The organism is Pandoraea faecigallinarum (assembly GCF_001029105.3).
In the GTDB taxonomy this organism is placed as follows: Bacteria; Pseudomonadota; Gammaproteobacteria; order Burkholderiales; family Burkholderiaceae; genus Pandoraea; species Pandoraea faecigallinarum.
The window spans coordinates 3,959,855-3,986,211 of the sequence record NZ_CP011807.3 but is presented as its reverse complement, the minus strand read 5'-3'; the positions used below and the strand labels follow the sequence as shown (position 1 = coordinate 3,986,211).

The 26,357-nt window shown below is 64.3% G+C and carries 22 protein-coding genes; 7 read left to right on the top strand and 15 right to left on the bottom strand.

Features of this window, described 5'->3' with window-relative positions:
- Window positions 1-26: 26 nt before the first annotated feature.
- Together AB870_RS17450 and AB870_RS17445 are read right to left on the bottom strand one after the other, a co-directional pair.
- Window positions 27-938 (bottom strand): sulfurtransferase, encoded by a 912-nt coding sequence (locus AB870_RS17450; RefSeq protein WP_084664197.1) that lies wholly within the window; start codon window positions 936-938, stop codon window positions 27-29.
- A 209-nt stretch (window positions 939-1,147) separates the two neighbouring features.
- Window positions 1,148-2,371, bottom strand: coding sequence for an anthrax toxin-like adenylyl cyclase domain-containing protein (locus tag AB870_RS17445; protein ID WP_167362715.1), 1,224 nt, complete (start codon window positions 2,369-2,371; stop codon window positions 1,148-1,150).
- Window positions 2,372-2,825: 454 nt separating this feature from the next.
- Between AB870_RS17445 and dnaE the strand changes: the two genes are divergently transcribed.
- Complete coding sequence (dnaE, locus tag AB870_RS17435) at window positions 2,826-6,419, top strand: DNA polymerase III subunit alpha (RefSeq protein ID WP_047905679.1); 3,594 nt, start codon at window positions 2,826-2,828, stop codon at window positions 6,417-6,419.
- A 125-nt stretch (window positions 6,420-6,544) separates the two neighbouring features.
- Window positions 6,545-7,396, top strand: coding sequence for a glycosyltransferase family 2 protein (locus AB870_RS17430; protein ID WP_047908351.1), 852 nt, complete (start codon window positions 6,545-6,547; stop codon window positions 7,394-7,396).
- Between the two features lie 226 nt (window positions 7,397-7,622).
- Here AB870_RS17430 and AB870_RS17425 read toward each other — a convergent pair whose 3' ends face one another.
- Together AB870_RS17425 and recQ are read right to left on the bottom strand one after the other, a co-directional pair.
- Window positions 7,623-8,375, bottom strand: coding sequence for a glycosyltransferase family 2 protein (locus tag AB870_RS17425; protein ID WP_047905678.1), 753 nt, complete (start codon window positions 8,373-8,375; stop codon window positions 7,623-7,625).
- Window positions 8,376-8,517: 142 nt separating this feature from the next.
- Window positions 8,518-10,329, bottom strand: coding sequence for a DNA helicase RecQ (gene recQ, locus AB870_RS17420; RefSeq protein WP_047905677.1), 1,812 nt, complete (start codon window positions 10,327-10,329; stop codon window positions 8,518-8,520).
- Window positions 10,330-10,491: 162 nt separating this feature from the next.
- Between recQ and msbA the strand changes: the two genes are divergently transcribed.
- The 5 genes from msbA (at window position 10,492) to rfbC (ending at window position 15,494) form a co-directional block, all read left to right on the top strand.
- The gene (gene msbA / locus AB870_RS17415; RefSeq protein ID WP_047905676.1) at window positions 10,492-12,243 is read left to right on the top strand and encodes a lipid A export permease/ATP-binding protein MsbA; all 1,752 of its coding nucleotides are present in this window, start codon (window positions 10,492-10,494) and stop codon (window positions 12,241-12,243) included.
- A 51-nt stretch (window positions 12,244-12,294) separates the two neighbouring features.
- Window positions 12,295-12,876 (top strand): peroxidase-related enzyme, encoded by a 582-nt coding sequence (locus AB870_RS17410; protein WP_084663827.1) that lies wholly within the window; start codon window positions 12,295-12,297, stop codon window positions 12,874-12,876.
- Window positions 12,877-12,905: 29 nt separating this feature from the next.
- A complete protein-coding gene (gene rfbB / locus AB870_RS17405; RefSeq protein ID WP_047905674.1) occupies window positions 12,906-14,000 on the top strand; it encodes a dTDP-glucose 4,6-dehydratase in 1,095 nt (364 codons plus the stop codon).
- Window positions 13,997-14,884, top strand: a complete 888-nt coding sequence (gene rfbA, locus AB870_RS17400; protein WP_047905673.1) for a glucose-1-phosphate thymidylyltransferase RfbA — start codon at window positions 13,997-13,999, stop codon at window positions 14,882-14,884. The genes rfbB and rfbA overlap by 4 nt, the downstream gene beginning before the upstream one ends.
- Before the next feature lie 61 nt (window positions 14,885-14,945).
- Window positions 14,946-15,494 carry a dTDP-4-dehydrorhamnose 3,5-epimerase gene (gene rfbC / locus AB870_RS17395; RefSeq protein ID WP_047905672.1) on the top strand — a complete coding sequence of 183 codons (549 nt, stop codon included), beginning with the start codon at window positions 14,946-14,948 and terminating at the stop codon, window positions 15,492-15,494.
- 93 nt (window positions 15,495-15,587) lie between these two features.
- On the opposite strand, the gene AB870_RS17390 is transcribed toward rfbC, so the two are convergent.
- The 11 genes from AB870_RS17390 to AB870_RS17340 all read right to left on the bottom strand — a co-directional run bounded on the left by AB870_RS17390 (window position 15,588) and on the right by AB870_RS17340 (window position 26,347).
- Window positions 15,588-16,901, bottom strand: a complete 1,314-nt coding sequence (locus tag AB870_RS17390) for a cation diffusion facilitator family transporter (RefSeq protein ID WP_047905671.1) — start codon at window positions 16,899-16,901, stop codon at window positions 15,588-15,590.
- Window positions 16,902-16,926: 25 nt separating this feature from the next.
- Window positions 16,927-18,396, bottom strand: coding sequence for a ribonuclease G (gene rng, locus AB870_RS17385; protein ID WP_047905670.1), 1,470 nt, complete (start codon window positions 18,394-18,396; stop codon window positions 16,927-16,929).
- Between the two features lie 43 nt (window positions 18,397-18,439).
- On the bottom strand, window positions 18,440-19,084 hold the full coding sequence (locus AB870_RS17380) for a Maf family protein (protein WP_237169978.1): 645 nt from the start codon (window positions 19,082-19,084) through the stop codon (window positions 18,440-18,442).
- Between the two features lie 171 nt (window positions 19,085-19,255).
- The gene (gene ugpQ / locus AB870_RS17375) at window positions 19,256-20,041 is read right to left on the bottom strand and encodes a glycerophosphodiester phosphodiesterase (RefSeq protein ID WP_047905668.1); all 786 of its coding nucleotides are present in this window, start codon (window positions 20,039-20,041) and stop codon (window positions 19,256-19,258) included.
- Between the two features lie 4 nt (window positions 20,042-20,045).
- A complete protein-coding gene (locus tag AB870_RS17370; protein ID WP_047905667.1) occupies window positions 20,046-21,140 on the bottom strand; it encodes a sn-glycerol-3-phosphate import ATP-binding protein UgpC in 1,095 nt (364 codons plus the stop codon).
- Window positions 21,141-21,142: 2 nt separating this feature from the next.
- A complete protein-coding gene (gene ugpE / locus AB870_RS17365; RefSeq protein WP_047905666.1) occupies window positions 21,143-21,988 on the bottom strand; it encodes a sn-glycerol-3-phosphate ABC transporter permease UgpE in 846 nt (281 codons plus the stop codon).
- The gene (gene ugpA, locus AB870_RS17360; RefSeq protein ID WP_047905665.1) at window positions 21,985-22,881 is read right to left on the bottom strand and encodes a sn-glycerol-3-phosphate ABC transporter permease UgpA; all 897 of its coding nucleotides are present in this window, start codon (window positions 22,879-22,881) and stop codon (window positions 21,985-21,987) included. The genes ugpE and ugpA overlap by 4 nt, the downstream gene beginning before the upstream one ends.
- Before the next feature lie 136 nt (window positions 22,882-23,017).
- On the bottom strand, window positions 23,018-24,349 hold the full coding sequence (gene ugpB / locus AB870_RS17355) for a sn-glycerol-3-phosphate ABC transporter substrate-binding protein UgpB (RefSeq protein ID WP_047905664.1): 1,332 nt from the start codon (window positions 24,347-24,349) through the stop codon (window positions 23,018-23,020).
- A 229-nt stretch (window positions 24,350-24,578) separates the two neighbouring features.
- A complete protein-coding gene (gene rlmH / locus AB870_RS17350) occupies window positions 24,579-25,049 on the bottom strand; it encodes a 23S rRNA (pseudouridine(1915)-N(3))-methyltransferase RlmH (protein ID WP_047905663.1) in 471 nt (156 codons plus the stop codon).
- Window positions 25,050-25,072: 23 nt separating this feature from the next.
- Window positions 25,073-25,534 (bottom strand): ribosome silencing factor, encoded by a 462-nt coding sequence (rsfS, locus tag AB870_RS17345; protein ID WP_047905662.1) that lies wholly within the window; start codon window positions 25,532-25,534, stop codon window positions 25,073-25,075.
- Between the two features lie 63 nt (window positions 25,535-25,597).
- Window positions 25,598-26,347, bottom strand: a complete 750-nt coding sequence (locus tag AB870_RS17340; protein ID WP_047905661.1) for a nicotinate-nucleotide adenylyltransferase — start codon at window positions 26,345-26,347, stop codon at window positions 25,598-25,600.
- Window positions 26,348-26,357: the final 10 nt, after the last annotated feature.

Here is a 26,357-nt window from a genome sequence, read left to right as displayed (position 1 = left end):
CGCCGAAGCCGGGTCCACCTGCGCGCTCAGGCCGCTGTAGCCGATGTTGCCGCCGCCGCATCGGCTGCCATGGCCGCCGCGGCGCCACCGGACACTCCCGTCGTTCGACGGCTACCCGCGCATGCTGGGCATTGCTTGCCTTCGATGTAGTCGGGACTGCGCTGTGCTTCGGCCGTCACGACAGCGCGGCATGCGAAGCACTGCCTGGTGGCGGACGGCGCGAGTTCCGGCGTGAGCGCCGTGCGGTAGTCGAACACGAAGCAGTCGCCCTGATAGTGCGCGCCGCCCACGTCTTCGAAATACTTGAGAATGCCGCCGTCGAGCTGATATGTGTGTTCGAGCCCGATGTCGCGCATGTAGATCGCGGCCTTCTCACAGCGAATGCCACCGGTGCAGAACGACACGATGGTCTTGCCCTCGAAGTCTGCGCGATGTGCGGCGATGACGTCAGGGAATTCCGAGAATTTCGTGAGACGGTAGTCGATCGCGTTGTCGAACGTGCCGACGTCGACTTCGAAGTCGTTGCGCGTGTCGAGCATCACCACCGGACGGCCTTCGTCGTCCCGGCCGGCGTCGAGCCAGCGCTTGAGCGTGGCGGGATCGACACCCGGCGCACGGCCATCCGCCGGCTTGATGACCGGCATCTTCATCGTGATGATCTCTTTCTTCTGACGCACGAGCATCCGGCGAAACGGCTGATCGTCCGAGAGGCTTTCCTTGACTTCGAGGTCGGCAAACCGGGTGTCGGCGCGCAGGCCGGCGAGGAAGGCGTCGATGGCCTCGCGCGAGCCCGCCAGAAACAGATTGATGCCTTCCGGCGCGAGCAGGATGGTGCCCTTCAAGGCGAGCGCCTGGCAGCGTTCGAGCAGGGCCGGACGCAGGGTCGCGATGTCGTCGAGCGTGACGAACTTGTACGCAGCGATGTTGACGATAGACATGGCAACGGGTTTTCGCAAAAGCGTGAAGCAATAAAGCGCCATTATCGCCGATTCGGTGCCGGTTCGTGCTTGATTCAGGACAAAGCGGCCTGCTTCGGAGCATATTGCATCGTAGTGGGACGCATCGGGACGCATCGGGACACAGCCGCCGCGTCGGCCGCGCCGCGAGCCCACGGTGTCGAGGCGCGACCTGCCACGTCGGCCGGGGATCACGCCCGAACGCTCAGCCGCGGACTCAGCCGCGCGGCGTATCCGAGTTCACGCAGTTCTCCCAGGATGCCGTTCAGGTCTTCGAGGCTGGACGCCGTGAGCGCCGTGCGCTTGCCGGGGACGAAGAATATCGGGGCGTCGCTGGACGAAAAGCCGGGGGAGAAGGGATTGCCGTTTTCCGTGTTGTGCCAGAAGAGCTTGCCGCCTCGGTAGCCGTCGTCGATCACGGCGGCGTTCAGCGCATCGACGATGGTGCGATGAAACAGCGAAATGTTGCCCATGTTGGGGTCTTCGGCCCGCGTGTTTCCGGCCGCGACGGCCTTCAGATACTGCGATGCACGGTTGTGCGACGGCATCTTCGGCCCGGCCACGACATGCGGCTGCACGGGCATCGGCGTTTGATCGACGTCGCGTTGCCACGACGAGAACAGACAGAAGAGGTCGTAGTCCGCCGTAATGGGCAGCGGGCTCGCCCTGAGCGCCTTGTCCCTGGCGAATCCGCCGGACAGTTCCGGCGGATTCGTGAGCACCTTCACAGGGTGTCCGGCGGCATCGAGCACGTCGAAGGTATCCGTGCCGTTGGATCGCAACGAGAATGTCAATGTCCCGCACGGGAAGTCGGCGCCGTAGCGCGAGCCGCCGGCGGGTGTCATAGCGCCGAGCGTGACCAGTTCGGTCACCCGTTCCTGGCTGAGCCGCAGATTGACGGCCTTCGCACCGGCACGCAGCGCGTCGGCAACGGCGTTTGCCTGCTTTTCCCACTGCGCGAGGCCGACCTTCGCGTATTTCGGTTCGTGGGGCACGAAGCCGGCGGTCGGCCCTGTCGCGCTCGTTTTTGCCTTGACGTGGAAGTTCTTGGTTGGAAAACCCTCGCGCAACAGCGACTGGCCGAGCGTGTTCGGCTGGCGCAGGCCGATCACGACCTTGTATTGGTTCGCCACGCGCTGCAGGGATTCGCTGAACAGCGGCATCGACCTCGCGTTGGGACTGGGGCGGGGCACCGCGGATTCGATCCTGCCGGGTGTCGCCGTGCGCCCGATGCCAGCCGCAACGCGTGTTCCCGGGACGTCCGGCGCCGCACCGGGGGCCACATTGCGCGCATGGAGCATGGTGCGCCGCAGGCTGTCGAGCGCCGGGTTGCCGATGCGCCAGGCGTCGGGATCGATGTCGGGCTCGCTGGCGCTGCCGCTGCGGTCTGCGCTTGCATCGTTGCGGTGAAGCACGCCATTTTCGCTATCGTCGCTGCTGTAACCGGAATCGTTGTGGCTGGGCGGCGTTTCGGTGGCCGATGCCGCGCCGTGCGGTCGTTGCCGGTCGGGTGAAGCCGGTACGGGTTGCGAAGCGCGGGAGGATTTTGGGGGCTCGGCGGCGCGTGCGGGCACGGGCGCCCAATGATGCGATATTTGCATGTCCGGTGGGGATCTCGTATGGCGTCTTTGCCGGTGTCAGCGCGCCGGCGTTTTTGTTTGGCCCGAGAGTCTGCGCGACAATGGCCGGCCGGGATTCCCGGATTCGCTCATGTCGGCCCTGTTCGTGCTTGCCGATGCCGCCGGTGCCGGTGCATTGCCCGTGCGTGGCGCTGCACGGCCGGGCATGCCGCAGGCCGGTGTCAGGCACCGTTGACGCGAGGCGGCACCGATCATCCGGACGCGGTCAATCCGGGGAGGCCGCGTTACAATACGGCCCATGTCAGAACCTCGCTTCGTCCACCTCCGTCTCCACTCCGAATACTCGATTGCCGATGGCATCGTGCGGCTCGACGACGTCGTCAAGGCCGCCGCCAAGGACGGGCAGGGCGCGCTCGCGCTCACCGATCTGGCGAACATGTTCGGGGCCATCCGTTTCTACAAGGAAGCCCGTGGCAAGGGTGTCAAGCCGATCATCGGTTGCGACGCCTGGATCACGAATCCGGCCGATCGCGACAAGCCGTCGCGACTGCTGCTGCTCGCGCGCGACCGGCAAGGCTATCTGAACCTGTGTCAGTTGCTCTCGCGTGCCTGGTTGAACAACCAGTACCGGGGGCGCGCCGAGATCGAATCGTCGTGGCTGACGCCCGACGGTCTGGCCCGCGGTCTGCTCGCGCTCTCCGGCGCTCAGATGGGCGATGTCGGCGCGGCATTGGCGGCAGGCAATCCGGATCTGGCGTTGCAGTGCGCGAAACATTGGGCGAGCGTTTTTCCGGGGGCCTTTTACATCGAACTGCAACGCACCGGCCAGCAAGGCATGGAAACGTACGTGCAGCAGGCGGTGCAACTCGCGGCGAAGGCCGGGCTGCCGGTGGTCGCCACGCATCCGATCCAGTTCATGACGGCCGACGATTTCACCGCGCACGAAGCGCGCGTGTGTATCTCGGAAGGCGAAATGCTCGGCAATGCGCGCCGGGTGCGCCGCTTCACTCAGGACCAGAGCTTCCGTACGCAGGACGACATGATCGCCGCGTTCGACGACGTGCCGTCCGCCATTGCCAACACAGTCGAAATCGCCAAGCGCTGCAACCTGACGCTCGAACTCGGCAAGCCGAAGCTGCCGCTGTTCCCGACGCCGGACGGCATGTCGCTCGACGACTACCTCGTCCAACTATCCAAGGAAGGGCTGGAGAAGCGTCTCGCCCTGTTGTTCCCGGACGAGGCCGAGCGCGACGAGCGGCGCCCCGAGTATTACAAGCGTCTCGACTTCGAGACCGGCACGATCATCAAGATGGGCTTCCCGGGCTACTTCCTGATCGTGGCCGACTTCATTCAATGGGCGAAGAACAACGGTGTGCCGGTCGGTCCGGGCCGCGGATCGGGCGCCGGTTCGCTCGTCGCGTACGCGCTGGGCATTACCGATCTCGACCCGCTCAAGTACAACCTCCTGTTCGAGCGCTTCCTGAATCCGGAACGCGTTTCGATGCCCGACTTCGACATCGACTTCTGTCAGGACGGGCGCGATCGCGTCATTCAGTACGTGAAGGACAAGTACGGTGCGGACGCCGTCTCGCAAATCGCCACCTTTGGCTCGATGGCCGCGAAGGCCGCGGTGCGCGACGTCGGTCGTGTGCTCGATCTCGGCTACAACTTCGTCGACGGGATCTCGAAGCTCATTCCGTTCAAGCCGGGCAAGCACGTCACCATCGACGATGCGCTCAAGGAAGAGCCGCAGCTCGCCGAGCGCTACCAGACGGAAGACGAAGTCAAGCAATTGATCGAGCTGGCGCAGCGCGTGGAAGGCCTCACGCGTAACGTCGGCATGCACGCGGGCGGCGTGTTGATCGCCCCGGGCAAGCTCACCGACTTCTGCCCGCTTTACACGCAGGGCAGCGGCGAAGATGCCAGCGGTGTGGTGAGCCAGTACGACAAGGACGACGTGGAAGCCGTCGGCCTCGTGAAGTTCGACTTTCTGGGCCTGACCACGCTCACGATCCTTAACTGGGCCGAGCGCTACATCAAGCGCCTGCATCCGGAGATGGCGAACTGGTCGCTCGATCAGGTCTCGCTCACGGACCCGGCGGCGTTCAGCATCCTCAAGAAGGCCAACACGGTCGCCGTGTTCCAGCTGGAAAGCCGGGGCATGCAGGGCATGTTGAAGGACGCCCAGCCCGACCGCTTCGAGGACATCATCGCGCTGGTGGCGTTGTATCGTCCGGGCCCGATGGATCTGATCCCGAGCTTCTGCGCGCGCAAGCACGGCCGCGAAAAGACGGAATACCCGGATCCGCGCGTCGAGCCGGTGCTCCAGGAGACCTACGGCATCATGGTCTACCAGGAGCAGGTGATGCAGATGGCGCAGATCATCGGCGGCTACTCGCTCGGTGGCGCCGACTTGCTGCGTCGCGCGATGGGCAAGAAAAAGGCCGAGGAAATGGCCGAACATCGCGAGATTTTCGCCAAGGGGGCCGCTCAGAACGGTCTGACGCGCGAGAAGTCGGACGAAATCTTCGACCTGATGGAAAAGTTTGCGGGCTACGGCTTCAACAAGTCGCACGCCGCTGCGTACGCGCTGCTCGCTTACTACACCGCCTGGCTCAAGGCGCACCATCCCGCCGAATTCATGGCAGCCAACATGAGCCTGGCCATGGACGACACCGACAAGGTCAAGATTCTCTACGAAGACTGCCTGTCGCCGGCCAACGGGCTGGGCGTGCTGCCGCCGGACGTCAACGTCTCCGCCTACCGCTTCGAGCCGGCCGATTCCAGGACCGTGCGTTACGGTCTGGGCGCGATCAAGGGTAGCGGTCAGTCGGCGATCGAAGAAATTCTGCGCGCCCGCGAAGCCGGGCCGTTCACCGACCTGTTCGACTTCTGCGCGCGGATCGATCGCCGCGTGGTGAACCGCCGCACGATCGAGGCGCTGATTCGTGCCGGCGCCTTCGATTCCATTCACGAGAACCGTGCGCAGTTAATGGCGTCCGTGCCGATGGCGATGGAAGCCGCCGAGCAGGCGAGCGCGGCGGCCAATCAGGTCAGCCTGTTCGATCTCGGCGACGAAAGCCTGCAAGCGCCGCTGGAACTGGCGGACGAGCCGGCCTGGACCGACAAGCGCAAGTTGCAGGAAGAAAAGCAGGCGCTCGGCTTCTATCTGTCGGGCCACATGTTCGATTCCTACGCGGACGAAGTGCGCCGTTTCGTGCGCACACGTATCCGCGATCTGTCGGAAGGGCGCGACCGGCTCGTGGCCGGTGTGATCTCCAGCATGCGCACGATGATGACGCAGCGCGGGAAGATGCTGATCGTGCAGCTGGACGACGGAACGGCCACGCTGGAAGTCACGATCTTCAATGAGCAGTTCGAAGCGAACAAGCATCTGTTCAAGGAAGACGAGCTGCTGATCGTGCACGGCAACGCGCGTCCCGACAGCTTCACGGGCGGTCTTCGCTTCACTGTGGAAAGTCTGATGGACCTCGGCCGCGCGCGTGCGCGATTCGCGCGGGCACTCAAGCTGTCATTCAATGGCAATGCCGACTGGACGCGCCTGCGCGCCACGCTGCAACCGCACTGCACGATGTACCGCGTGGCGGCGACGGCCGGGGGTGGCAGCGGCGGTGGCGGCGGGGGGGGCTTCAACGGCGGCGGTCATCAGGGGGGAGGCGGCAGTGGTTTCGGCCGGCGCAACGGCAATGGCGACGGCGACGCCGATAAGCAAAACGGCCTGCCGGTGCATATCGTGTACCGCCGTTCCGACGCCGAGTGCGAGTCCCGTCTCGGCGACGACTGGAAGGTCCAGCCCGGCGACGAATTGCTCGGCGAGCTTCGTCAGTGGCTCACGACCGACTCGGTGCAAGTCATTTATTGACGCTTCGGTGCATCGATGCATCGATGCACCGAGGTGAGGCAGCGGGCAGCGCACGGCAGGCGATGGCGGCAAGCGAAGCCGACCGTCATCCGCCGCCCGACACTCGACACAACAAGGAAATCCGGATGTTCTCCATCATCGTTCCGACCTGGAACAACCTCGCCTTGCTGCAACTCTGCGTTCGCAGTATTCGACAGAATTCGCGCTACCCGCATCAGATCATCGTTCACGTCAACGATGGTTCGGACGGTTCGCTCGATTGGGTCAGGGCCGAGGGGATCGAGCATACGGCCTCGCCGGATAACATCGGCATTTGCTACGCCGTCAATCAGGCGGCGGCGCTCGCGCGCGAGAAGTACATCGTCTACCTCAACGACGACATGTATTGCTGCCCCGGCTGGGACACGGCACTGATCGAACGCGCCGAGGCTCAGCCGGACAAGGCGTTCATGCTCTCGGGCACGATGATCGAGCCGGTCGATACCGGCAATCCATGCGTGCTGGTGCAGGACTTCGGCCGTGACGTCGACAAGTTCGACGAAGCCGGCTTGCTCGCCGCAGTGCCCACTTATCGCAAGCCCGACTGGTTCGGCGCGACGTGGCCGCCGACGCTCGTGCATCGCGATTGGTGGTTCCTCGTGGGCGGTTACAGCACCGAGCTGAGCCCTGGCATGAGCAGCGACAACGACTTTTCGATGAAGATGTGGGCGGCTGGCGCACGGCGCTTCGTCGGAGTGGGCGCGAGCCTCGTCTATCACTTCCAGTGCAAGAGCACGGGGAAGGTCGTAAAGAACGACGGGCGTACCCAGTTCCTGCGCAAGTGGGGAATGACACAGTCGATTTTCGACCGTTACTATCTGCGTCGCGGTACGCCCGTGCCTTCGGGTAGCGATGGCCGTCTCGCCGAGCCGGTTGACGACGGCAAGCTGCGCTGGCAATTGTTCCGCTCACGTATCAAGCGGGCCTTGGCCAAGTAAGGCCGCGGGACAGAAACGGACGCCGGACGCCGTCGGCGTCCGTTTTACTTCGTGGCGGTCATCCGATGTGGATGCCGCGCCCAGGCGTTTCCGCTCGCGCATGCGCTGCATGCGGCGGCATGTAGTGGCACGTGGCGGCATGTGGCGGCACGTGGTGGCATGTCGCGGCGACCGGTGACGGCGCGCGCACCGTCATGTGCACGCGCACGAGGTCGGCCGGGCTGGCTCAGGCGTCGCCGCGCCGCAGCAGCGCGTATTTGAGAAAGGCGCTCCGGGCATTCATGCAGGCAATGGCAACGCCGGTCGCGCCATCCAAAAAGCCCCGACGCAGCACGTATGTGCGAACGAAAGCCCAGCCGCCGTTGATCCACGGCTTGAGCGGCGACACCCGCTTGCCGCGCAACGCCATCTCCTTCGCACCGGCCCTGGCATATCGCTGCACTTTATCCTCGACCTGACGCGCTTCCGTGTAGCTGTAATGCAGCAGATGATGCGCGAGCGTACCAATCTCGCCATCGACGATCACACGCTCGTGCACGAGGTTGTCGGAGAAGCGTCCGGCTTCACGGCGAAACAGCCGCAACACATAGTCCGGATACCACCCGCAATGCCTGACCCAATGCCCGAGGAATTGCGACAGACGCGGCATGCGGTAGCCGGCGTGCGTGCCTTGTGCGATGGCGGCGGCCACCTCGGCGGCCAACTCGGGCGTGATGCGCTCGTCGGCGTCCAGCGACAGCACCCATGGCTGTGTCGCATACGACAGCGCACGATTCTTCTGTGGCCCGAAACCCGGCCAGTCCGGCGTGACGTACACGTCGGCGCCCTCGGCGCGCGCAAGCGCCGCGGTGCCGTCCGTGCTTGCGTTGTCGAGCACGACGATTTGCGAAGCGAAGGCCTTCACCGATGCGATGCACTCGACGATGTTGTGGCGCTCGTTACGCGTGAGAATCGTGACGGTCAGAGGCAGACTTGGCATGAGCGGACGTAAGGCGTTTGCTGTGGGCGTCGGGCCATATTGAGCCATATTGGTGGGCGTATGCCGGAAATATGTCGAGGGCAGTCGGGCGGTCCCGTTAGCGAGGCCCTCCGGACGTTCGGGCGCTCAGGCAGACCGGCGATCATGCATTGAGCAATTCCACGAGTGCTTCGCCGTAGCGTTCGATCTTCGCTTCGCCGAGGCCGGTGATATCGGCCAGCCCTTCGCGGTGGCGCGGACGGCGCTGCGCGAGTTCCCGCAACGTACGGTCATGCAGGATAACGTAGGCGGGCACGGCCTGTGTCTTGGCGACGTCCTGCCGCCACGCACGCAACTTCTCGAACAATTGCTGATCGGCGACGTCGAGTTCGATGGCCGGTGCCGACGCATATCCGGCAAAGCGGCTTTTCTTGCCCGCGCTCGGGCGCTGTTGCCGCCGCAGCGACACCGTCGTTTCCCCCTTGAGCACCGGCCGTGCCGCCGCATTGAGCGTCAGCGCTCCATACTGGCTGCTGTCCGGTTCGATGATGCCGTGCGCGATCAGTTGACGAAACACGGCGCGCCAGCCCTGATCGTCCATTTCACCGCCAACGCCGAAGGTCGGCAGACTCTCATGTCCGAATTGACGAATCTTGTCGGTGCTGCGCCCGCGCAGCAAGTCGATGAGGTGCCCTGCACCGAAGCGCTGGCCGGTACGCAAAATGGCTGAGAGCGCCTTCTGTGCGGCGATGGTGCCGTCGAACACTTCCGGGGGATTGAGGCAGACGTCGCAGTTCCCGCATGGCTCGCTCGTCTCGCCGAAGTACGACAGCAGCACCGTGCGGCGGCAGCGTGGCGCTTCGCAGTAGCCGAGCAGGGCGTCGAGTTTTTGGCGCTCGACGCGCTTTTGCAATTCCGAGGCGTTCGATTCGTCGATCCGGTTGCGATGCACCACGACGTCGTTCAGACCGTAGGTCATCCATGCTTCGGCGGGCTCCCCGTCCCGGCCGGCGCGGCCCGTCTCCTGATAGTAGGCTTCGAGGCTCTTGGGCAGGTCCAGGTGCGCGACGAAGCGCACGTCCGGCTTGTCGATACCCATGCCGAACGCGACGGTCGCCGCCATCACCAGCCCTTCCTCACGCAGGAACCGCTGCTGATGCATGCGCCGCACCTCGGCGTCCAGCCCCGCATGATAGGGCAGCGCAGGAATGCCCTGCGTTTCCAGCCATGCGGCGGTTTCCTCCACTTTCTTGCGCGACAGGCAATACACGATGCCCGCCTCGCCGCGATGCCGCGCCAGAAAAGCCAGCAACTGCTTGCGCGGGTTGTCCCGGTCGACGATCTCGTAGCGAATGTTGGGCCGGTCGAAGCTGGAGACGAACAACCGCGCTTCGGTCAAACCCAGTCGCGTCTGAATTTCCTCGCGTGTGGCTGCGTCCGCCGTGGCGGTGAGCGCGATGCGCGGCACGCGCGGGTAGCGTTCGTGCAGCGCGCAGAGCTGAATGTACTCGGGACGGAAATCGTGCCCCCATTGCGAGACACAATGGGCTTCGTCGATGGCGAAGAGGGCCAGTTGACCCCGCTCGTCGAGCCGGTCGAGCAGATTGAGAAAGCGCTCGGTGAGCAGCCGTTCGGGTGCGACATACAACAGGTCGAGTTCGCCCCGGGCGGCGCGGCGTTCGATATCGACCGCCTCGTCGAAGGCGAGACTGGAATTCAGATAGGCGGCGCGCACCCCGGCTTGCAGCAAGGCGTCGACCTGATCCTGCATGAGCGCGATGAGCGGAGAGACGACAATGCCGATGCCCGGTCGCAGCAGCGCGGGAATCTGGTAGCAGAGTGACTTGCCGCCGCCCGTGGGCATGAGCACGAGGGCATCGCCCCCGTCGGCCACATGGTCGACGATGGCGGCCTGATCGCCACGGAATGCGTTATAGCCGAATACGGTACGGAGGACTTCGATTGCGCTTGCCATGCGGCGGAGTATACCGGTTCCCCCTCGGGTTCGGCATGCCGAAGGCCCCGGATATTGGGCATTGCGGAGATTTTGCGGCACCGTCCGAGTCCGGTTCGGACACGTCCCGGCGAGACCGTTCGGTACGTTAGAATAGCGGTTTTCCCGCCGTCCCCGACTTACATGAGCGCACCGCACAAGCCCGCCGGACCGATTCTGCGACGTCTGCTGGGCTACCTCCAGCCTTATTGGCACATGGGCCTGCTGGCCGTTCTCGCCATGGCGCTGGTCGCGGGAACGGAAGCCGCGATCCCGGCAGTCCTCAAGCCGGTGCTCGACAAAGGCTTCTCGGGCGGCGATCCGTGGAAGCTCTGGTACGTGCCGGCCGCGGTGATCGGTCTGGCCGTGATTCGCGGGTTGGCGCAGTATTCGGCCAACTACATGCTCTCGTGGGTTTCGAACCGGGTGCTGCTGGACTTGCGTGTGCGCATGTTCGAGCGTCTGTTGCACGCACCGGCGTCCTACTATCAGCGCGAGACGACCAGCACGCTCATCAACGCCATCGTCTACGAAGTCAATCAGGTGCTCGGTGTGCTGACCACCGTGCTCATCACGCTCGTGCGCGATTCGCTGACCGTTGTCGGCCTGCTGGGCTACCTGTTCTACCTCAATTGGCGTCTCACGCTGGTCGTGGCCGTCATTCTGCCGCTCATCGGCTGGCTGGTCGGCAAGATCAACCGACGCCTTCGTCGCCTGAACCGCGAGCAGCAAACGCTGACCAATGCGTTGTCGTATGTCGTCGAAGAGGCGGTCGGCGGCTACAAGGTCGTGAAGATTCACAACGGCGAAGCGTACGAGAAAAACCGCTTCGACAAGATGACCAGCAAGCTGCGCGGCTATGCCATGCGCGTGACGGTCTCGGGCGGTCTCGCACAGCCGGTCACGCAGGCGCTCGCGTCGCTGGCGCTGGCCATCGTCATTACGGTGGCGATGATCGAATCGTCCTCGGGCGAGATGACCGTGGGCGGGTTCACCGCGTTCGTCACGGCCCTGCTGCTCGTGGTCTCGCCGCTCAAGCATCTGATGGACGTCAACCAGCCGCTGCAACGCGGCGTGACGGCCGCCGAGCTGATTTTCGAAGTCATGGACGTGGAAGTCGAGCCCACGGGCGGCGAGCGCACGCTCGAACGCGCGAAGGGCCGCGTGACGTTCGAGCGGGTGAGCTTTCACTACGGCGCGAGCGAGCGCCCCACGCTGGACAACATTTCGCTGGACGTCGCGCCGGGCGAGATGGTCGCACTGGTCGGCCCGTCGGGCAGCGGCAAGACGACGATGGTCAACCTGGTGCCGCGCTTCTTCGACCCGACCGGCGGACGGATTCTGCTCGACGGCATTGCGCTGAACGAACTGCGTCTGGCGGATCTGCGCCGCCAGATCGCGTTCGTGAGTCAGGATGTCGTGCTGTTCAACGACACCATCGCCGCGAACGTTGCCTATGGGCAGGAAATCGACGCCGAACGCGTGCAGGCCGCATTGCGCGCCGCCAATCTGGCCGACGCGGTCGCGGCGATGCCCGATGGCGTGAACACGCTCGTCGGCGACAACGGCATGCGGCTGTCGGGCGGCCAGCGTCAACGCCTGGCGATCGCTCGCGCCATTTACAAGGACGCGCCGATCCTGATTCTTGACGAAGCGACGTCGGCCCTGGACTCCGAGTCCGAGCGCCACGTGCAGGCGGCCCTGGAAGTGTTGATGGAGGGCCGCACCACGCTGGTGATCGCCCACCGTCTGTCGACCATCGAGCGCGCCGACCGCATCGTCGTGCTCGAACACGGCCGGATTGTGGAGCAGGGCTCGCACCAGGAACTGGTGACGCATAATGGCCTGTACGCCCATTTGCACCGCATTCAGTACGCACAGCAGCAGGATGCCTGACGTTGCACGTGGCGTCGCGCCCGAATTCAACCCGTCGTTGAGGAGACCATGATGAGCCCGCCGCCGATCAGCCGTTTTCCCGTGCCGGACCTTGCCACGTTGCCCGGCGACATTCGTGCCCGTATCCATGAGGTGCATGAAAAGGCAGGCTTCATCCCGAACGTGTTTCTGGCGCTGGCCCATCGTCCCGACCAGTTCCGTGCGTTCTTCGCGTATCACGATGCGCTGATGCTCAAGGACGGCAATCTGAGCAAGGGCGAGCGCGAAATGATCGTGGTCGCGACAAGCGCCGCGAACCAGTGTCTGTACTGCGTAGTTGCGCACGGTGCACTGGTGCGCATTTACGAGAAGCAGCCGCTACTCGCCGACCAGGTCGCCGTCAACTATCTGAAGGCGGACCTGACCGAGCGCCAGAAGGCGATTCTGGCCTACGCGCTGAAAGTCTGCGAGCGTTCGCAGGAAGTGAACGACGACGATTACGCGGCGCTGCGCGGCCATGGCCTGCATGACGAGGACATCTGGGACATCGCTGCGATCACGGCGTTTTTCGGCATGTCCAACCGCATCGCCAATGCCATTTCGATGCGGCCGAACGACGAATTTTTCCTGATGGGGCGCGTGCCGCGCACGTAAGGACGCCCCCACATTCTATTTCCGTACCCATGATCTTCGTGACTGGCGGCGCCGGTTTCATCGGCGCAAATTTCGTTCTGGACTGGCTCGCGCAACACGACGAGCCGGTGTTGACCATCGACAAGCTGACGTACGCGGGCAATCTTGCCAATCTGGCAAGCGTGGAGCGCGATGCGCGGCATCGCTTCGCGCAGGTCGACATCTGCGACCGGCCCGCGCTCGAGCGCCTGTACGCGGAGCATCGTCCGCGCGCGGTGCTGCATTTCGCGGCGGAAAGCCACGTCGATCGCTCCATCCACGGGCCGGGCGACTTCGTGCAGACGAACGTCGTCGGCACGTTCACGATGCTCGAAGCGGCGCGTGCCTATTGGAGCGGGCTCGACGGCCAGGCGCGCGAGCAATTCCGCTTTCTGCATGTGTCGACCGACGAGGTCTACGGTTCGCTGAGTCCGACCGATCCCGCGTTCACCGAGACCACGCCGTACGCCCCCAATAGTCCGTATTCGGCCTCCAAAGCCGGCTCGGACCACCTGGTGCGCGCGTATCACCACACGTACGGCCTGCCGGTGCTCACGACCAATTGCTCGAACAATTACGGCCCGTATCAGTTCCCGGAAAAGCTCATTCCGCTGGTCATCGCCAATGCGCTGGCTGGCAAGCCGCTGCCGGTCTACGGCGACGGCAGCAACGTACGCGACTGGTTGTATGTCGGCGATCATTGCTCGGCCATCCGGGAAGTGCTGCGCAAGGGTACGCCGGGCGAGGTTTATAACGTCGGCGGGTGGAACGAGCAGAACAATCTGTCGGTCGTGAAGCATCTCTGCCAGTTGCTCGACGAACTCTCGCCGCGCGCCGACGGCAAGTCGTATGCCGAGCAGATCACGTTCGTCACGGACCGTCCGGGGCACGACCGCCGTTACGCCATCGACGCGCGCAAACTGGAGCGCGAACTGGGATGGCGCCCGGCCGAGACGTTCGAGACCGGCATGCGCAAGACCGTTCAGTGGTACCTCGCCAACGGCGAGTGGGTGCGTCAGGTGCAGTCTGGGGAGTACCAGCGCTGGATCGAAACGCATTATCAGGATCGGGACGCCTCGGCCGCCCCGGCAGGAGATGTGGCATGACGACCAGACGCAAAGGCATCATTCTCGCGGGAGGCTCCGGCACCCGCCTTTATCCGGCGACGCTGGCGGTATCGAAGCAATTGCTTCCCGTCTACGACAAGCCGATGATCTATTACCCGCTGACCACGCTGATGCTGGCGGGGATTCGCGACGTGCTCGTGGTCTCGACGCCGCAGGACACGCCGCGCTTCGCGCAATTGCTCGGCGACGGCAGCCAATGGGGACTGAACATCCAGTACGCGGTGCAGCCGTCCCCCGACGGTCTGGCGCAGGCATTCCTGATCGGCGCGGATTTCATCGGCAACGACCCGTGCGCGCTCGTGCTGGGCGACAACCTGTTCTACGGCCACGATTTCGCGGCGCTGCTCAGTGCGGCCAATTGCCAGACCGACGGCGCCACCGTGTTCGCCTATCCGGTAAACGATCCGGAGCGCTACGGTGTGGTGACGTTCGACGAGTCGGGCCGTGCCATCGAACTGATCGAGAAGCCGACGCAACCGAAGTCGCGCTACGCCGTGACGGGGCTGTACTTCTGCGATAACGACGTCGTCGAGATCGCGCGTGCCATCAAGCCGTCGGCGCGCGGCGAACTTGAGATCACCGACGTCAACAACGAGTATCTGAAGCGCGGCAAGCTCAACGTGCAGATCATGGGGCGCGGTTACGCGTGGCTGGATACGGGCACGCACGAATCGATGCTCGAAGCCAGCACGTTCATCCAGACGATCGAATCGCGTCAGGGGCTGAAGGTCGCGTGTCCCGAGGAAATTGCCTATCGACGGGGATGGATCGACGCGGCCGCCATCGAGACGCTGGCGCAGCCGTTGGCAAAGACCGGCTACGGCCAGTATCTCCTCTCGATGTTGCGCGAGCGGGTGTTCTGAACCGCTTCGGGCGGTTCCGGGCATTGCGTCGCGCGATCATGGATTCTTACCGGTAATTGATATGCAAGTGACTCCCAGCGCCATCCCGGCCGTGTGCGTGATCGAACCCAAGGTGTTCGGCGATTCGCGCGGCTATTTCTTCGAGAGCTTCAATCAGCGCGGCTTCAACGACGCGCTCGGCGAAACGATCACGTTCGTGCAGGACAACCAGTCACGCTCGGCACGCGGCGTGCTGCGCGGCCTGCATTATCAGATCCGGCAACCGCAGGGCAAGCTCGTACGCGTATTACAGGGTGAGATCTACGACGTTGCGGTCGATATCCGCAAGGGCTCACCGACGTTCGGACAATGGGTGGCGGAAGTGCTCAGTGCCGGGAACAAGAAGCAGTTGTGGATTCCGGCGGGCTTTGCGCATGGTTTCGTGGTGACGTCGGACACGGCCGAAGTGCTCTACAAGACCACGGACTATTGGGCGCCGCAGTTCGAGCGCTGCATTCGCTGGGACGATCCGACGCTGGCCATTCCCTGGCCGCTCGACGGTATCGAGCCGATCGTCTCGGACAAGGACAGGCAGGGCATGCCGTTCTCGGCGTTCCGGCACGAGGACTGATCCCTCTTTTCACGCTTTTCACATACGTCGAACGCGTCGGCACACATCGACGCACCGCCGCGACGCACTGCAACGGCCGCCGCTGCCTTTGCGTCAACCGGCGGAAGGGCCAGTGGCCGATGCGCTTTCGGCGTCTTGTGCGCTTTGGGGCGCGTTCGATGTTGGCGGCACCGGCACCGGCACCGGCGCCGACGTCGCCGAAGTTTCGCCCGTCACCCGAAGCACCCGAACGTACCGCAGCCCCAACGGCTCGAAGCGCGCGGCGAGCGCATCGGCGACTGTCTGCGACGGGACTTCCATGCCGCCGGCGCCCACGATATCGGCGCCCGCATGTCGCGCGTCGTTCAGTCCTTCGACGATGACGTCGGCTTCCAGACCGTTATTCAGATAGTGCAACTTGACGTCGTGAAGCATGAGCGCGTTGGCCCGGCAGAGCAGTTCTGCGGCACCGATAACGACCGCGCGGGCGGGCCATTGCTGCAATGCCGTGCCTTTGGCGTCGCTTTCGGGATCGACATGCACCAGAACGTCGAGAATCTGCGGCTCGCCCATGACGGCAGCGCGCGCCTGCTCCGCAATGTAGTGTCCCTCGGAGACGGAAAGACGCGCATCGACGAGGATGTGGACGTCCACGACGATCTCGTCGCCCATGCGGCGCGTGCGCAGAACGTCGATGGCACGCACGCCGGGCGTGTCGAGCAGACGCTGGCGAATGGCGACGGTGGTGGCGTCGTCCACACCGCGATCGATGAGATCCTGAAGGGCGTTCCAGCCGAACTTCCAGCCAGTGCGTCCGATCATCAATCCCACGAGCGCGGCGGCGAGCGGATCGAGAATGCGATAGCCGGCGAGGTTGCCGAGAATGCCGCAGGCGACGACGAGCGACGACAGCGCATCCGAGCGGGCATGCCACGCGTTGGCGACGAGCATCGCGGAGCGCACGCGTTGGGCGGCGCGCAACATGTAGCGAAAGAGGCCTTCCTTGCTCAGCAGCACCACGACGGCCACGGCCAGCGCAACGACATGCACCTCCGGAATTTCCTCCGGATGCAGCAAACGCTCGATGCCTCGCCACAGCATGCCCGCGCCGACCGCGAGCAGGATCACACCGAGAAATAGCGACGCCGCGTTTTCATAGCGGCTGTGCCCATAGGGATGATCGGCGTCCGGTGCGCGGGCGCTGCCGCGCGCCGCGGCGAGCACCACGAAGTCGGAAACGATGTCGGAGAGCGAGTGGATGCCGTCCGCGATCAGCGCCTGCGACCGGGCGAACAGGCCGATGACGATCTGCGCCGTCGTCAGCACGATATTGACCCAGATGCTGACCCAGGTCGAATGGCGTGCGACGGCGTGTTTGTCGAGCGCCTCGCTCGATGCTGCCAGATTGTCGTAGTTCGAGTAGGGCATGGCGTCGGGGCGGGCGTTGACGGGCTTACATCAGAATGATGTCGTACTGCTCCTGATGGAACGACGATTCCACTTGCAGCGAAACCGGTTTGCCGATGAAGTCGATCAGCATTGCCAGATGTTGCGATTCCTCTTCCAGGAACAGATCGACGACCTCCTGCGAGGCAATCAGACGGAACTCCCGCGGGTTGAACTGACGAGACTCGCGCAGGATTTCGCGCAGAATGTCGTAGCATAGCGTGCGCGGCGTCTTAACCTGCCCCTTGCCCTGACAGACGGCGCACGGCTCGCACAACACGTGCGCGAGCGATTCGCGCGTGCGCTTGCGCGTCATCTCCACCAGACCCAGTTGAGAGAATCCGTTGACCGTGATGCGGGTGCGGTCGCGCGCGAGTGCCTTTTTCAGCTCCGCCAGCACCGAGTCGCGGTGCTCCGCGCTTTCCATGTCGATGAAATCGATGATGATGATCCCGCCCAGATTGCGCAGACGCAACTGGCGCGCGATCATCAGCGCCGCTTCGAGGTTCGTCTTGAAGATCGTGTCGTCGAAGTTGCGCGCCCCGACGTAACCGCCGGTGTTCACGTCGATGGTGGTCATCGCTTCGGTCTGGTCGATCATCAGATACCCGCCGGACTTCAGATCGACGCGGCGCGACAACGCCCGCTCGATCTCCGTCTCCACGTTGTACAGATCGAACAGCGGGCGCTCGCCCGTGTAGTGCGTGAGCTTGCCGAGCACGGCCGGCGTGTAGGTCGTGGCGAATTCGGCGAGCTTCTGGTAGGTCTCGCGCGAGTCGACGAGGATCTTGCCCGTTTCCTCATGCACGAAGTCGCGCAGCACGCGCTGGGCAAGGTTCAGATCCTGATAGAGCAGGGCGGGCGCCGGCACACGTGTGCTTTGCTCGCCAATGGTCTGCCACGACTTGCGCAGATAGGCGATGTCGTTGGCCAGTTCCGCGTCGGCGGCGTCCTCCGCAATCGTACGGACGATGAAGCCGCCCTTTTCGTCGACGGGCACCAGCGCCTGAATCTTGCTTCGCAGCGCCTCGCGTTCGGCCTCGCTCTCGATACGCTGCGAGATGCCGATATGCGGCTCCTGCGGCAGGTAGACGAGCGTTCGCCCGGCAATGCTGATCTGCGTCGACAGACGCGCGCCTTTCGTGCCGATGGGGTCCTTGATGACCTGCACCATCAGCGTCTGTCCCTCGAAAACCGTCTTTTCGATGGGCGGCTGCGGGTGCGGCACGGATGTGTCGTTGCCGGTGCGCGGATGCCAGATGTCGGCCACGTGCAGGAACGCCGCGCGCTCCAGTCCGATATCGATGAAGGCAGACTGCATGCCCGGGAGCACGCGCACGACCTTGCCCAGATAGATGTTGCCCACCAGGCCGCGCGAGAGCGTGCGCTCGATGTGCAGTTCCTGCACGGCACCGAGCTGCATGAGCGCCACGCGGGTTTCCTGTGGCGTGATGTTGACCAGAATGTCTTCGTTCATAAAGTGTCGACCGGACTCGAAATGCTTGGGGCTTCGGTATGCGTCAGAAGTCAACGCCCGCCTGACGCAACAGCGCGGCGGTCTCGCACAGGGGCAGTCCCATGATGCCGGAATAACTGCCGTCGATGCGCATGACGAACTCGGCGGCCTTGCCCTGAATGCCGTAGGCGCCGGCCTTGCCCCGCGGCTCTCCGGAGGCGACGTAACGCTCGATTTCCTCACGACGCAGCGGGCGGAACCAGACGTGCGAGATGTTCACCGCCTGATGAATCTGTCCGTGCGCGCACACGGCAACGGCCGTCAGCACGCGGTGACGGGTGCCCGAGAGGCGGGCGAGCACGGCGCGGGCGTCGGCGTCGTCGAACGGCTTGCCGAGGATCGTGCCGTCCAGGCAGACGGTCGTGTCGGCCGCGAGGATCGGTGCGCCCGGCAATCCGGCGCGGGCGAGACGGGCAACGGCCGCTTCCGCCTTGGCGCGCGTGACGCGCTGCACATAGTCGTCGGGCGGCTCCGCAGGCAGTACGGCTTCGAGCGCTTCGGCGTCCTCGTCGGCATGAGGCAGCAACAACTCGAAACGAACGCCGAGTTGCTGCAACAGTTCCTGACGGCGGGGGCTTTGCGACGCGAGATAGATGTACGGCATGGCGGCTTGACTTGAATTCGTCCAGCCCGGCACACGTCTTTGCATGGACCTGCAATGCGAGCACCGGGCCGCTGGATGGGCTGGGCGAGGGGAACGCCCTATTATGCCGCCTTGCGAGCGCCCCCGCCAGCGGGCGGCGGGGGCTTGCAGTGCCGATGATTGTGCCTTGTCGTGGCACACCGCGGTTTACCGCAACGTCATGCCGGCAGGCGCGCCTCAAAGGCGGTCGAGAAAGTCTGCGCCGATGAGGTCGATGCGATCGGTGCAGATGGCGTCCACGCCCCACGCGGCCAGTTCGCGCGCGCGTGCCGGCTCGTTGACCGTGTAGACGAGCATATGCAGGCCGGCCGCCCTGATCTCGGCAACCTGCGGGCCGTCGAGATACCGATGGCTCGCATGCAGCGAGACCGTGGCCAGCTTGCGGGCGTCGTCGCGCCAATGCGCCGGCACGGCCTCGTACAGCATCCCGCGCGGCAGTTCCGGCGCAGCCGCGGCGGCCGCTTCGAGCGCCTCGTAGGAGAACGAGGAGAGCAGCGGCGGCGGGGTCTGGCCCGCCCACAGCGTTCTGACCGCTTCGGCGACGCGCTTGCCCGTCTCAACTTCGCGGCCCGGGCACGGTTTGATTTCGACGTTGGCCGCCAGCCCCAGGGCCAGGCACCGCTGCGCCACCTGCGCCAGCGTTGGCATGACCTGACCGGCAAAACGCCCGTCGGCCCCGAACCAGCTACCGGCATCGAGTTTTTCGATCTCGGCGTAGGTCATCTGTGCGGCGGCGCCATGCCCGTTGCTGGTGCGCTCGACGGTGTCGTCGTGCAATAGGAAAACGACGTTATCGGCCGAGAGCTTGGCGTCGAACTCGACCATGCGAAGGCCGAGCGAGGCGCCCATCTCGAACGCCGCGAGCGTATTTTCCGGCGCCAGCTTGCCGCCGCCACGGTGCGATACGATGCGCGGATATGGCCATTCGCGCCACAAATGGGTCGATGCGGAACTGTCGCTCATCGCGTCATGCCTCGACTCGTTTGCCCGTCGACGGATCGAACAGGTGCAGCGCCTTGGCCGAGATCGCCAGCGGCACGATGGTCCCGGCGGCCGGGCGCAATTCGTGCGGCAGACGCACCGTCACGTGCTGGTCGCCCCAGCGGCCATGCAGGAGGTTGTCGGCACCGAGCAGTTCGAGCTGGTCGACCTGGATGCTGGTCTGGGCGGCGAACGCACCCAGGCCATTCTGCTGTTCCGCGGGCACCAGATGTTCCGGACGCACGCCGAGGACAAGTTCGCGGTTCGCGTGCGCCATGCTCGTGGGCGGCAGACGCAGCGCCGGGCCGCCCTCGACCTCGAACGTGCGGCCGTCCGGATCGACGCGCCCCTTGAGCAGGTTCATCGCGGGCGATCCCATGAAACTCGCCACAAAGAGCGACGCCGGGCGCTCGTACACGTCCGTGGGGGTGCCGATCTGCTCGGCGTAGCCCTTGTTCATGACGATGACGCGATCGGCCAGCGTCATGGCTTCGACCTGATCGTGCGTGACGTACAGGCTTGTCGTCTTCAGGCGTTTGTGCAGACGCTGGATTTCGAGTCGCATCTGCACGCGCAGCTTCGCGTCGAGGTTCGAGAGCGGTTCGTCGAACAGGAACACGGCCGGCTCGCGCACGATGGCACGGCCCATCGCCACGCGCTGACGCTGGCCGCCCGAGAGTTCGCGCGGCTTGCGTGCGAGCAACGGCTCCAGTTCGAGAATGCGCGCCGCGGTCATCACGCGCTCGTCGATGGTCTTCTTGTCGATGCCGCGAATCTTCAGGCCGTACGACATGTTCTGACGCACGTCCATGTGCGGATACAGGGCGTAGTTCTGGAACACCATCGCGATGTTCCGGTCCTTCGGCTCCAGCTGATTGACGACCTGCGAGCCGATGAGGATGCTGCCTTCGCTGACCGATTCGAGGCCGGCGACCATGCGCAGCAACGTCGACTTGCCGCAACCCGACGGGCCGACGATGACCACGAACTCGCCGTCCTGGATGTCGATGTCGACACCGTGCAGCACGTAGTTGTTCCGGTCGTAGGTTTTCTTGACGCTATGGAGTTTGAGATTTGCCATGATTACTTTTCCGAATCGACCAGACCGCGCACGAACCAGCGTTGCATCAGCAGCACCACCGCGAGCGGCGGCAGCATGGCGAGCAGCGTGGCGCTCATGACGAGTTGCCATTGGGTGGCGGTGTCACCGCTGCCGATCATGCTCTTGATCCCCACCACGGCGGTTGTCATTTCCGGTGCATTGGTCACCAGAATTGGCCAAAGATACTGGTTCCAGCCATAGATGAAGGTGATGACGAAGAGTGCGGCGATGTTCGTCTTCGACAGCGGCAGGACCACGTCGAAGAAGAAGCGCATTGGCCCGGCGCCGTCGATGCGGGCAGCTTCGACGAGTTCGTCGGGCAGCGTCATGAAGAACTGCCGGAACAGGAACGTGGCGGTAGCCGACGCGATCAGCGGCACTGTCAGACCGGCATAGGTGTTGATGAGCCCGAGGCTCGAAATGACCTGAACCGTCGGGAAAATGCGCACTTCGACCGGCAGCATCAGCGTCACGAAGATCAGCCAGAAGAACAGATTGCGCAGCGGGAAACGGAAGTACACGATGGCGAAGGCCGAGAGGATCGAGACCGAAATCTTGCCGATCGTCACGACCAGTGCCATGAACAGGCTGTTGCCGAGCATCATGCCGAACGGCATGGCGGCGTTGCCCGTGCCCGCCCCCCAAACCGTGGCGAGGTTCTCGAACAGATGCGTGCCCGGGATCAGCGACAAAGGCACGTTGAAGACTTCGCTCTCGTTCATGGTAGCGGCGACGAACGCCACATAGAGCGGGAGGACCACCAGCAACACGCCGATTATCAGCATGACGTGGCAGAAAATATCCAGGCCGCGACGGTTTTCGATCATGCGTATTGCACCTTGCGTTCGATGAAGCGGAACTGCACGACCGTGAGCACGATGACAATGACCATCAGCACCACCGACTGGGCAGCCGAGCTGCCGAGGTCGAGCCCCTTGAAGCCTTCCGAATAGATCTTGTAAATCAGCGTCATGGTCGACTGGCCCGGGCCGCCGCCGGTCGCGGCGTCGATCACCGGGAAGGTGTCGAAGAACGAGTACACGAGATTGACCACGAGCAGGAAGAATGTCGTCGGCGAGATCAGCGGCAACACGAGACCGAAGAAGCGCCGTATCGGCCCGGCGCCGTCGATTGCGGCGGCTTCCACGAGTGAGCGCGGAATTGCCTGCAGGCCGGCGTAGAAGAACAGGAAGTTATAGCTGATTTGCTTCCAGATCGACGCCAGCACGACGAGAAACATCGCCTGCCCGCCATTGAGCGCATGATTCCATTCGATGCCGAATTTGGCGAGGCCGTAGGTGATCAGACCGATACTTGGATTGAAGAGAAAGGCCCACAGTACGGCGGCAATGGCCGGTGCAACGGCGTATGGCCAGATCAGGAGTGTCTGGTAGGTGCGTTTGCCACGCGTGACCCGGTCGGCCATCGCGGCGAGCAGTAGCGAGATGACCAGACCGCACACGGTCACCAGTGTGCTGAAGATCATCGTGGTGCGGAATGAGGCGAGATAGAGCGGATCGCCCCACAGCGCCGTGAAGTTGGCGAGCCCGACGAACTCGCTCGATAGCCCGAAGGCGTCCTGCGTCGAAGTCGATTGCCACAGGGCTTCGCCCGCGGGCCACAGGAAGAAGACGACGGTGATGAGCAGTTGCGGGGCTACAAGAGCGTAGGGCAGCCAGCCGGTGCCGAAGCGAGGGCGTTCTCTGGAGTTGTGCGCCATAACGTAGTGACCGAAAAAAACCAATCCGGCCCGCGTTTCAGGCGGGCCGGGGTGGTGTCATTGTAACGTCGCGATTCATGTGCCGAATGCAGGAAAAGCCCCGGCATGACATGCATGCTCGCGCGTTCGCGGCGGCTTAGCTGCCTTGCTTCGCGAAGCGAGCCAACAGGTCGTCGCCACGTTGTACGGCCTTGTCGAGTGCAGCTTTGGGCGTTTGCTTGCCGCTCCACACGCCTTCGAGTTCCTCGTCGATCACCGTACGGATCTGCGGCATGTTGCCCAGACGCAGACCCCGCGTGAACGGCAGCGGGTCCTTGTTGAGCATTTGCTTGATAGCCGTGTCCGCGCCCGGGTTCTTCGTGTAGAAGCCCTGCTTTTCGGTCAGTTCGTAAGCGGCCTTCGTCACCGGCAGGTAACCGGTGTCCTGGTGCCACTTGGCCGCCACGGCCGGCGAAGCGAGGTAGTTCAGGAACTTGGCGACGCCCTTGTACTCGGTGGCCGACTTGCCGGCGAGCACCCACAGGCTGGCGCCACCGATGATGGCGTTCTGCGGTGCGCCCTTCACGTCGGCGTCGTACGGCATCATGCCCACGCCGTAGCTGAACTTGGCGTACTTGGCGATGTTCGCGAGTGCGCCCGAGGTGGTCATGGCGATACCGCAGTCGCCACTGTAGAACTTCGAGGTCACTTCATCCTTGCGGCCCACGTACGTGAACGTGCCGGCCTTGGCCATGTCGGCCAGGAACTGGATGTGCTTGACTTGCTGCGGCCCGTTGAAACTGAGCTTGGCATCGGGGCCGTCGAAACCGTTGTTCTTCGTCGCGAACGGCAGACCGTGCCAGGCGCTGTAGTTTTCGAGTTGCGTCCAGCTTTGCCAGCCCATCGTGAAACCGCACGACATGCCCGATGCCTTGAGCTTCTCGGCGTCGTGCTTCACGTCGGCCCAGGTCTTTGGCGGGGTATTCGGGTCGAGGCCGGCTTTCTTGAAGGCGTCCTTGTTGTAGTACAGCACCGGGGTCGAGCTGTTGAACGGCATCGACACGAGATGGTTGGTCTTGCTGTCGGCGTAATAGCCCGCGATGGTCGGCACGAAAGCCTTCTCGTCGAACGGTTCGCCGGCGTCCTTCATGACTTGCCACACGGGCTTCACGGCCTTCCTGGCCTGGATCATCGTGGCGGTGCCCACTTCGTACACCTGGAGAATGGCCGGGGCGTTGCCGGCACGAAACGCGGCGATCCCCGCGGCCAGACCCTGCTCGTAGTTGCCCTTGTAAATCGGGACGATCTTGTAGTCGCTTTGCGATGCGTTGAAGTCGGCGGCAATCTGGTTGACGCGATCGCCAAGGGCCGATTCCATCGAATGCCAGAATTGGATCTCCGTGGCGGCCAGGGCCGACGTGCTCATGCCGAGTGCCAGTGCGGCGCCCGCGCCGGCGAGGGCGAAGGTGCGCAGGGAAGGTTGCTTCATACCAATCTCCGGGGGTTCACGAGAAGTCGAGGGTCCCTTGAGTGAGCGGACCCTGCTCGTTCGCGGTGCGAACTGTGTAGCGCCGCGTAGACTAACACGTCATTGTGATTTTTCCACTTGCGTTGCACAACGGGTGTTGCAGGCCCGTACGGTGCGGGGATTGACAGGCGACGGCGTCACGGGTCCGGCAAGGCCGCAGGCGAGCGCGAAGGTCGCGCGAAGCCGTCCGTCAAACGCGATGGTAGGGGTGATTGGCGTTGATGCTCCACGCACGGTAGAGCTGTTCGGCAAGCAGTACGCGCACCATGCCGTGCGGCAGCGTCAGGCTGGACAGGCGGATGAGGGTATCGGCACGCGCCTTGAGTGCCGGATCGAGGCCGTCGGCCCCGCCGATCACGAAGGCGACGTCTCGCCCGTCCTGTTGCCAGCCGGTGAGCGACTGCGCCAGACGCATGGTCGTGAGATCGTGCCCGCGTTCGTCAAGACATACGAGGCGGGAGCCGCGGGGCAGCGCCGCCTCGATGCGCTGTGCTTCGGCGGCCATCACGGTTTCGGCCGTGCGGGAGTTGGAGCGTTGCTCCGGCTTGATTTCCTTGAGTTCGATGCGCAGCTCGGGCGGCATGCGCTTGGCGTACTCGGCGAAGGCGGTCTCGATCCAGCCGGGCATCTTGTGCCCGACTGCGAGGATGAACAGACGCATGTCGACAGAATCGCGTGCGAGTCTTACTTGCTGGCCTTGCGGCGGGCGGGAGCGGGCGCCTTGACGGCGTCGTCGGACGCTTGAGCATCGTCCTCTTCGTTCTCTTCGTCTTCCGCGCTCGCCTTCGCCCCGGCCTTGGTGCCGGCGGCCTTCAGGCGCACGGGCTTCTCGCCCCAGATCTCTTCGAGGTTGTAGTACTGGCGCAGCGCCGGCTGCATGATGTGCACGATGGCGTCGCCCGTGTCGACCAGCACCCATTCGCCGACGTCTTCGCCTTCCATGCTGACGATGTCGCCGCCGGCGGCCTTGACCTTGTCGCGCACGCTGGCGGCCAGCGCCTTGGTCTGGCGATTGGAGGTGCCGCTCGCGATGATCACGCGCTCGAACAGGGCGGTGAGATGTTCGGTGTTGAACACCTTGATGTCCTGGGCTTTGACGTCTTCGAGGGCGTCGACGATCAGGCGCTGAAGTTTACGAATATCCATAGTGCGTTTTTTGGGTGAAACAGGGGGCGCAAGACAGCGTCCCGGTAGTCGGATGACGGGCCGTCAGGCGCGATACAGGTGTTGCGCGCGGATGTACTGCCACACGGGTTCGGGCAGATTTGCCGGGGGCTTCGCCGCGTTCTGCGCGTGCGCCAGCGTGGCGCGCAACTCGGTGGCAGAAATGTCGACGGCCAGTGAGTCGTCGATCAGGATGCCGCCGCATGGCGTGGATTGTACCCCGAGCGCCGACTTTTCCCGCTCGGCAAAGACTTTGCGCAGTGGCGCGGATGCCGTCTCGCGACTGAAACCCGGGCGTGCGGCCGCACAGATGTGGGCATAGTCGAACAGTTCGCGCCAGGCGTGCCACGTATCGAGCCGCACCAGCTGGTCCGAGCCGATAAGCAGCGAGAGCGAGGCGCCGGGCCCGGCTTCGCGCCGCATTTCCCGCAGCGTGTCGACCGTATAGCTCGGTCCGGCACGCTCGATCTCGCGGGTGCTGACGATCACCTGCGTCGACGGATGGGAGGCGGCCAGCGCTGCCGCAAGGCCTTCCGCGGCCAGCCGCGTCATCGCCAGCCGGTGCGCGGCGGCGGTGCTGCCCTGCTTCTGTGGCTGCTGGCCGGCGGGCATCAACACCAGTTCGTCGAGGTCGAGCGTACGGGCGAAGAGGGCGCCCAGCGCGAGATGACCCATATGGATCGGGTCGAACGTGCCGCCAAGCACGCCGATGCGGCGCGGGGAACGGGCCGGCGCGCCGGGGCCTGCGAGCGTTGTGGCTGAAGCTGCCGGCGCGGCAGAAGAGATGACGGTCATGCGCGCCCGG

What these genes read in the sequence shown, in the direction of transcription:
- AB870_RS17450 (WP_084664197.1), bottom strand. Translation starts at nt 938, where the DNA reads ATGTCTATCGTCAACATCGCTGCGTACAAGTTCGTCACGCTCGACGAC.
- AB870_RS17430 (WP_047908351.1), top strand. Translation starts at nt 6,545, where the DNA reads ATGTTCTCCATCATCGTTCCGACCTGGAACAACCTCGCCTTGCTGCAA.
- AB870_RS17425 (WP_047905678.1), bottom strand. Translation starts at nt 8,375, where the DNA reads ATGCCAAGTCTGCCTCTGACCGTCACGATTCTCACGCGTAACGAGCGC.
- recQ (WP_047905677.1), bottom strand. Translation starts at nt 10,329, where the DNA reads ATGGCAAGCGCAATCGAAGTCCTCCGTACCGTATTCGGCTATAACGCA.
- msbA (WP_047905676.1), top strand. Translation starts at nt 10,492, where the DNA reads ATGAGCGCACCGCACAAGCCCGCCGGACCGATTCTGCGACGTCTGCTG.
- AB870_RS17410 (WP_084663827.1), top strand. Translation starts at nt 12,295, where the DNA reads ATGAGCCCGCCGCCGATCAGCCGTTTTCCCGTGCCGGACCTTGCCACG.
- rfbB (WP_047905674.1), top strand. Translation starts at nt 12,906, where the DNA reads ATGATCTTCGTGACTGGCGGCGCCGGTTTCATCGGCGCAAATTTCGTT.
- rfbA (WP_047905673.1), top strand. Translation starts at nt 13,997, where the DNA reads ATGACGACCAGACGCAAAGGCATCATTCTCGCGGGAGGCTCCGGCACC.
- rfbC (WP_047905672.1), top strand. Translation starts at nt 14,946, where the DNA reads ATGCAAGTGACTCCCAGCGCCATCCCGGCCGTGTGCGTGATCGAACCC.
- AB870_RS17390 (WP_047905671.1), bottom strand. Translation starts at nt 16,901, where the DNA reads ATGCCCTACTCGAACTACGACAATCTGGCAGCATCGAGCGAGGCGCTC.
- rng (WP_047905670.1), bottom strand. Translation starts at nt 18,396, where the DNA reads ATGAACGAAGACATTCTGGTCAACATCACGCCACAGGAAACCCGCGTG.
- AB870_RS17380 (WP_237169978.1), bottom strand. Translation starts at nt 19,084, where the DNA reads ATGCAAAGACGTGTGCCGGGCTGGACGAATTCAAGTCAAGCCGCCATG.
- ugpQ (WP_047905668.1), bottom strand. Translation starts at nt 20,041, where the DNA reads ATGAGCGACAGTTCCGCATCGACCCATTTGTGGCGCGAATGGCCATAT.
- AB870_RS17370 (WP_047905667.1), bottom strand. Translation starts at nt 21,140, where the DNA reads ATGGCAAATCTCAAACTCCATAGCGTCAAGAAAACCTACGACCGGAAC.
- ugpE (WP_047905666.1), bottom strand. Translation starts at nt 21,988, where the DNA reads ATGATCGAAAACCGTCGCGGCCTGGATATTTTCTGCCACGTCATGCTG.
- ugpA (WP_047905665.1), bottom strand. Translation starts at nt 22,881, where the DNA reads ATGGCGCACAACTCCAGAGAACGCCCTCGCTTCGGCACCGGCTGGCTG.
- ugpB (WP_047905664.1), bottom strand. Translation starts at nt 24,349, where the DNA reads ATGAAGCAACCTTCCCTGCGCACCTTCGCCCTCGCCGGCGCGGGCGCC.
- rlmH (WP_047905663.1), bottom strand. Translation starts at nt 25,049, where the DNA reads ATGCGTCTGTTCATCCTCGCAGTCGGGCACAAGATGCCCGGCTGGATC.
- rsfS (WP_047905662.1), bottom strand. Translation starts at nt 25,534, where the DNA reads ATGGATATTCGTAAACTTCAGCGCCTGATCGTCGACGCCCTCGAAGAC.
- AB870_RS17340 (WP_047905661.1), bottom strand. Translation starts at nt 26,347, where the DNA reads ATGACCGTCATCTCTTCTGCCGCGCCGGCAGCTTCAGCCACAACGCTC.